At 61.6% G+C, this 7,165-nt stretch carries 5 protein-coding genes; all 5 read left to right on the top strand.

From position 1 onward, the window contains the following. Window positions 1-593 precede the first annotated feature (593 nt). The 5 genes from Q0J81_RS09770 (at window position 594) to Q0J81_RS09790 (ending at window position 6,464) form a co-directional block, all read left to right on the top strand. Window positions 594-1,868: an adenylosuccinate synthase gene (locus Q0J81_RS09770; protein WP_294447504.1), complete on the top strand. Its 1,275-nt coding sequence runs from the start codon at window positions 594-596 to the stop codon at window positions 1,866-1,868. A gap of 1 nt (window position 1,869) precedes the next feature. Beyond that, window positions 1,870-2,829 carry a DNA polymerase III subunit delta' gene (locus Q0J81_RS09775; protein WP_294447505.1) on the top strand — a complete coding sequence of 320 codons (960 nt, stop codon included), beginning with the start codon at window positions 1,870-1,872 and terminating at the stop codon, window positions 2,827-2,829. A gap of 52 nt (window positions 2,830-2,881) precedes the next feature. Then, the gene (gene grpE, locus Q0J81_RS09780) at window positions 2,882-3,457 is read left to right on the top strand and encodes a nucleotide exchange factor GrpE (RefSeq protein ID WP_294447506.1); all 576 of its coding nucleotides are present in this window, start codon (window positions 2,882-2,884) and stop codon (window positions 3,455-3,457) included. A 279-nt stretch (window positions 3,458-3,736) separates the two neighbouring features. Continuing rightward, window positions 3,737-4,357: a flavodoxin family protein gene (locus Q0J81_RS09785; RefSeq protein WP_294447507.1), complete on the top strand. Its 621-nt coding sequence runs from the start codon at window positions 3,737-3,739 to the stop codon at window positions 4,355-4,357. A 1,222-nt stretch (window positions 4,358-5,579) separates the two neighbouring features. Then, on the top strand, window positions 5,580-6,464 hold the full coding sequence (locus Q0J81_RS09790) for a DMT family transporter (protein ID WP_294447508.1): 885 nt from the start codon (window positions 5,580-5,582) through the stop codon (window positions 6,462-6,464). The last annotated feature ends 701 nt before the right edge of the window (window positions 6,465-7,165 follow it).

Below are 7,165 nucleotides of genomic sequence, written 5' to 3' on the forward strand. Positions count from 1 at the left end.
AGCTTTTTGACAGCGCTCTGGGGAACGCGGGCAAAGAGCGCTGAACGGGAAGGGCAGGGGAGAACGGCGCAAAGACCGGAAGGCTGGTTTCACGCTGTTCGGGCTTCGGAGTCAGTGCAGGCGTGCGCGGCTGCGCCCGCCTGCGGCTGGCCGACCGATGTTCCCGCTTCGCGCTCACATCGGTGTGATTTGTAAGGATTTCCAGATGGGGAGGGGAGAGCGCTGGGTCAGCGCTCTGGAAAGCCTTTGTTTGCAACGAAACAAGTCTCTCTCAGCGCTCTGGGGCCCGCGACCTGCCTTCAGGCGGTCGCGCCGACGGTCATAAGTAGCCGCGATTCACTCGCGGCGTTAAATGCAATGACCGTCGTGCAAGTCCTGCGTCCGTACAGCGTGTCCGGAGAGACGGGCGTTTGCGGTACTCGGGCATCGGAACATGTCGCCCCGGGCATTGCGTGACAGGCAGATGCCGGGACAAAGGTAGGTGTCCTCGGCTTGACGAGTCAGACAAAGGACTCTATAAAAATGACTTTGGCGCGTTTTCAGAAAGGCCGGAAGGCCTTACTATTTCCAAGGTGCGTCCGAAGGAGAAATATATGTCGAACATGACTATCGTTGGTGCGCAGTGGGGCGACGAAGGCAAGGGCAAGATCGTCGATCTGCTCACTTCCGAAGTGGATATGGTGGTCCGTTTTCAGGGCGGCAACAACGCCGGACATACGGTCATTGTGGATGGCCAGAAGTACGTCCTGCATGTTGTGCCTTCGGGCATCCTTCACCCCGGGAAAATGTGCATCATCGGCAACGGCGTCGTGCTTGATCCCGAGAGTTTTCTTGATGAGATCGACGCCCTCCAGAGTCTCGGTCTCGACGTCAGCCCCGAAAGGCTGAAGATAAGCTACAAGACGCATCTCATCATGCCCTATCACCGCATCATAGACGGTGCGCGCGAAGGACACGCCAAGTCCAAAATAGGCACTACCGGCCGCGGCATCGGTCCCTGCTACGAGGACAAGAAGGCCCGCGTGGGCGTCCGTGCCGGTGATCTCACCGATCCCGAAGTGCTCCGTGCCAAGATTGAGCACGCCCTTCAGGAAAAGAACGTGCTCTTCACCCAGCTCTACGGCCTGCCCGCGCTGGATCCCGAAACCGTGTTCAACGACCTCATGGCCATCGCGCCCCGTCTCGTGCCCTATCTCGCCGACGTGTCCACGCTCATCATGGACGCCGACGCCGCAGGCAAGAACATCATGTTTGAAGGCGCGCAGGGCGTCATGCTCGACATCGACCACGGCACCTACCCCTTTGTGACCTCCTCCAACGTGGTGTGCGACAACGCCTCCATCGGTTCCGGCGTGCATGCCGGCATGATCGATCAGCGCATCGCCATCGTGAAGGCCTACACCACCCGCGTGGGCTCCGGTCCCTTCCCCACGGAACAGCTCGACGACATGGGCGAGTTCCTGCGCCGTCAGGGCGGCGAATACGGCGCCACCACCGGCAGACCCCGCCGCTGCGGCTGGATCGACCTCGTGGTGCTGCGCGAAATGGTTCGTCTGTGCGATCCCACCTCCATCGCCCTCACCAAGGTGGACGTGCTTTCCGGCCTCAAGGAAATCAAGTTCTGCGTGGCCTACGAATATGAAGGCAAGGTCATGCAGTATCCGCCGCAGACCCCGCGCGGACTCGACAACGTGAAGCCCGTCTATGAAGTGCTGCCCGGCTGGGACGAGGATCTTTCCACCTGCACCACCTGGGAATCCCTGCCCGGAAACTGCCGTCGCTACATCGAGCGCATCGAGAACATTCTCGGCGTGAAGATCGGCTTCATTTCCGTGGGCCCCGACAGAAATCAGACCTTCCGGCGCTAGCATGGCTGCGGCCAGAAAGGAAGGCGGCAAGGCGAGCGCGCGCAAATCTGCGCCCGAGGACAGACTTCCCGGCGTGGACGAGGCGCGCGCCGCGTTTTCCGCATCTCTCGACCCGGAACTGGAGAGGCCGCGCGCCTTTCTGCGCGCCATGCGGCAGGAACCGCCGCAGCTTCTGCATCTGGAAGGCGGAAACGCCTCCTCCCGCGTGGCCCTCGCCCTGTGGTGGGCCGCGCTGCTCAACTGCGAGGAGCAGGACGACGAGCCGTGTCTGGCCTGTCATTCCTGCCTGCGGATCGGGGCAGACATGCATCCCGATCTCTTCCTGCTCGACGGTCGCGCCGCGTCCATCAAAATAGACGAGGTGCGTGCGCTGCGTCCCGTGCTGGGCGAAAAGCCCCATTTCGGACGTCGCCGCGTCATCGTGCTGGCAGAGGCGCAGTCGCTCGGCGTGGAAGCCGCCAATTCCCTGCTCAAGGTGCTGGAAGACCCGTCGCCCGATACCTGCTTCGTGTTCACCGCGCCTCAGCGCGAGAGGCTTCTGCCCACGCTGGTTTCCCGGGGATGGGTCATCACGCTGCCCTGGCCTGAAACCGGACGCGCGCTGCCTGCCGAGCTTCAGGTCTGGGAAAACGCCCTTGCGCGCTTCGCCTCCGAAGGACGGGGCTGGTTCGACATGACCCAGGCAAGAAACGGTCTCGACGCCGCAACGGCACAGAACGTCGTGCTCGTGGGGCAGAAGGCCCTTGCCGACTGCCTTGCTTCCCGCAGCTCCGGCCCCCTGGCCGGACTTTTGCGGCCCCTGCCCGAAGAAATGCTTCTTGAGATTTCCGAGCTCTTCGTGAAGTGTCAGGACGCGCTCATCGCGCAGGTGAATCCGCTGCTCGCCCTCGACGCCATGGCCACGGGACTCTGGCGCGCCGTGCGCGAGGGCAGACGCGGCAAAGTGCCCGGAACTCCTTGACAGAGGGACTCTTCGTTCCTACCTTTCGTGTACCACTATTGGAGGTCTTTTCATGAGTCAGGAATTTGAAAACAAGGAAGCCGTGAACGAAGAGGCGGAACTCGAGGCCCCGGAACAGGTCGCCGAAGAGAACGCTCCCGTTCAGGAAAAGACGGAAGAAGAGCAGCTTGAGGAGTGCCGCGCCAGACTCTGCGCGGCCTGCAATGTGGCCGCCGAGGCCAATGCCGTCAAGCTGCGCGCGCTGGCCGAGATGGACAACTTCAAAAAGCGCGTTCAGCGCGAAAAGGAAGAGCAGGCCCGCTACGCTGCCGAAAAGGTGCTCGCCGATCTTCTTCCCACGCTGGATAATCTCGACCTCGCCCTCCAGTACGGCGGTCAGTCGGAAGAGAGCCGCAACATGATGGTCGGCGTGGAAATGACCCGTACCATGCTGCTCGACGCGCTCAAGAAACACGGACTCGTGCCCGTGGGCGAACCCGGTCAGGTCTTCGATCCCAACGACCACGAAGCCGTGGGGCAGGAGGCGGCCGAAGGCGTCGACTCCGGCTGCATTGTCCGCGTCATGCAGAAGGGCTACAGGCTCAACGACCATCTGCTGCGCCCCGCCCGCGTCATCGTCGCTCTGTAGGGGCGTCCTTTGTCCATTCGTATCTGAAAACGGAGTCGCCTGCGGGCGGCTCCGTTTTGCGTTTTTCGCGAAAAGCCCGGACTCTTTCAGAACGGAAAGGCGTTTTGCCGCGCCTTCCTGTCGCCTGATCCTTTGGACGGAAAAGAGCCGCAGCCGCGCCCCGTCGCTCATGTTGCCGGACGGCGCATCCGCCGCCCGCGTCGTTTGTGACTTCGGGCTTGGATGGCATGACGGCCCGGGATGATAAAAGACTTGAATTTATGACACAGGAGTAATGTTATGCAGGTTCTTCTCGTGAACGGCAGCCCCCACGCCAAGGGCTGCACCTGGACGGCCCTTTCCGAAGTGGCCGCAGAACTGGAAAAGCAGGGCATCAGTTCTCAGATCTTTCAGCTCGGCACCCAGCCCGTTGCGGGCTGCAGCGCATGCGGTTCCTGCCGCAAGACGGGCCGCTGCTTCCGCGACGACAAGGTGAACGAGGCCCTCGCCCTCGTGCCCGAGTTCGACGGCTTCGTGTTCGGCTCCCCCGTGTACTACGCTTCCGCATCCGGCCAGCTCGAAAGCTTCCTCGACAGACTGTTCTTTGCCGGCTCCGCCCTCTTTGCCAACAAGCCCGGCGCGGCCGTGGTGAGCTGCCGCAGAGGCGGCGCTTCCGCAGCCTTTGAGCAGATCAACAAGTACTTCGGCATGAACAACATGCCCGTGGTCACCTCCAGCTACTGGAACCAGGTGCACGGCAATACCCCCGACGAAGTGCGTCAGGACGCCGAAGGCCTCCAGACCATGCGCCAGCTCGCCCGCAACATGGCGTGGATGCTCCGCTGCTTCGAGGCCGGAAAGGCCGCAGGCATCCCCCTGCCGGAAAAGGAACCGGCCATCAAGACCAACTTCATCAGATAAGCGCTTCCTGCGCGTGCCGTAAAAGGACGGAGCCCGAACAGGGCCCCGCCCTTTTTTTAATGCAGGGCGCCGGAGAGAAAGAACAGGGGCGCTGCCCCGGATCCCGGCGGGGGAAAAAGAGAGAGCAGGGGCGCTGCCCCTGGCCCCGCCGGGGGAGCCCCCCGGGCCCCCGGAAAGGCAGGAAAGGCAGTGCGGGGGAAATAATTCCCCCCGCGCCCCCCTGATTCTTTCAGCTTTTTATCAGCGCTCGGGGGAACGCGGGCGAGGTGAGGAGCCCGCGCCGACGTCCGCAAGTAGCCGGAATTCACTTCCGGCGTAAAACGCAGCGGGCGTCGTGCAAGCATCGCGCTCGTACAGTGTGTCCAGAACAGACGGGCGGTTGTGGTACTCGGGGCAGGGGGAAATGTCATAATTCCCCCCGCGCCCCCCTGTTTTGCCTTGCGGCTGCGCCGCGCGGCGGGAATATGTGGAAGCCGGACGCCGAGCTTTGAAACAGCGACAGGGCAGGGGAGGGCGCCTGCCCGAAGCTCTGGGAAACCTTCGTTTGCAACGAAACAAATCCCTATCAACGCTCTGGGGCCCGCGACCTGCCTTCAGGCGGTCGCGCCGACGGTCATAAGTAGGCGGGATTCATTCCCGCCGTTAAACGCAATGACCGTCGTGCAAGTCCTGTGCCCGTACAGTGTGTCTGGAGCAGACGGGCGCTTGCGGTACTCGGGCGGCGGGATGTAAGCACCCGCCTGCCGTGGCCGACCGATGTTCCCGCTTCGCGGCAACATCGGTATGCTTTGAAGGGATTACCAGATGTTTACGGGAGAGTGGAGGCTCGAAGCTCTGGGAAACCGTCGGTGATAAAAACGGTCGTGTTTCAACGTCTGCCTCGCATTCAAGTTCTCCTTTCAGCCCTTTCTCAACGCTCGGGTCGGCCTTTGTTTGCAGCGATTTGCCCTTTCTCAACGCTCTGGGACCCGCGACCTGCCTTCAGGCGGTCGCGCCGACGGTCATAAGTAGGCGGGATTCACTTCCGCCGTTAAACGCAATGACCGTCGTGCAAGTCCTGTGCCCGTACAGCGTGTCTGGAGCAGACGGGCGTGGGCGGTACTCGGGTTTTTTATAAGGCAAGGGCCCGGGCATCTTGAACTGTCGGCCTGTTGTGCTACGTTGGCGTCGGTCGCCCGTTTCGGGCTTTTGTGTTGTTCCGTCTGCCGCCAGTGAGTCTTCCATGAATGTGTCTTCTCCTGCCGTCGGTCATGCCGTGGCGCTTTTCACCATTGTCGTCTGGGGTGTCACCTTTGTGTGCACCAAGGTACTGCTTCGGGATTTTCAGGCCGTGGAAATCCTGTTTCTGCGCTTCGTCATGGCGTTCTTTGCCCTGTACCTCGCCGCGCCCGGACGTCTTCCCGGCATGACGGCAAAACGGCACGTCGTGGTGGCCGCCGCAGGACTGTGCGGCATCTGTCTGTATTATCTTTTGGAAAACATCGCCCTCGGACACACCATGGCGTCCAACGTGGCCGTCATTCTTACGGCAACGCCGCTCTTTACCGCGCTCGTCGGGCGCTTCGTCTTCCACAGCGGCGAAAGGTTCGGCGCAGGCTTCTGTCTCGGCTTCGTGGTCGCCATGACCGGCATCTGCCTCATCAGCTTCAACGGCGCACAGCTTTCCCTGAATCCCGTGGGCGACCTGCTCGCCGTTACCGCCGGTTTCGTCTGGGCCTTCTACGCCTGCCTCACCAGCATCATGGGAACCTGGGGCATATCCTCCATGCAGATTACCCGCGCCACCTTCGGATGGGGAATTCTGTTCATGATTCCCTTTCTGGCCTTCTTCGGCTTCAGCTGGGACATGACCAGACTCCTGCGCCCCGTCAATCTCGTCAATATGCTCTTCCTCGGTCTCGTGGCCTCCGCTTTGTGCTTCACCACCTGGAACATGGCCGTCCGTGCCCTCGGCACCGTGCGCGCCAGCCTCTACATCTACCTCGTGCCCGTCATCACCGTTGCCGTCTCCGTCGTCGTCCTCGACGAGCCTTTGACCTGGCTCTCCGCCCTCGGCACCGTTCTTACCCTCGCAGGCCTCTTCATCTCCCAGATGGGAAGACGATGAAGAAAAAGCAGGTAAGAAAAGGCAGAAAAGGAAAGGCAGAAAAGGCAATGCGGGGCGCCGCCCCGCACCCCGGCGGAGGAAATAATTCCCCCCGCGCCCCCCTGTTTCGCCTTGCGGCGGGTGTCGTGCCAATGCCGGGAGTTGTGCAGAAAACCGCGGGAAAAGCAGGGAAGTGGCGAAAAGGTCGTAAGTCTCGGCAGGCGCGTTTCTGGCTGCCAAGTCAGTGCAGGCGTGTGCCCTGCACCCGCCTGCGGCTGGCCGACCGATGTTTCGCTGCGCGCAACATCGGTATGCTTTGAAGTGATTACCAGATTTTTAAGGGAGAGCGTTGGTTCAACGCTCTGGAAAGCCTTCGTTGGCATGAATTGCTGTTTCTCGAAGCTATGGCGGGCCTTCATTTGCAACGAAACAAATCCCTCTCAACGCTCTGGGGCCCGCGACCTGCCTTCAGGCGGTCGCGCCGACGGTCATAAGTAGCCGGAATTCATTTCCGGCGTTAAACGCGGCGGACGTCGTACAAGTCCCGCGTTCGTACAGCGTGTCCAGAGCAGACGGGCGCTTGTGGTACTCGGGAGAAATGAGAGAACAGACGGGCCCTGGCGTCACTCGGGTGGCGGGATGTAAGCACCCGCCTGCGGCTGGCCGACCGATGTTTCGCTGCGCGCAACATCGGTATGCTTTGAAGTGATTACCAGATTTTT

The organism is uncultured Mailhella sp., assembly GCF_944324575.1.
GTDB lineage: Bacteria > Desulfobacterota > Desulfovibrionia > Desulfovibrionales > Desulfovibrionaceae > Mailhella.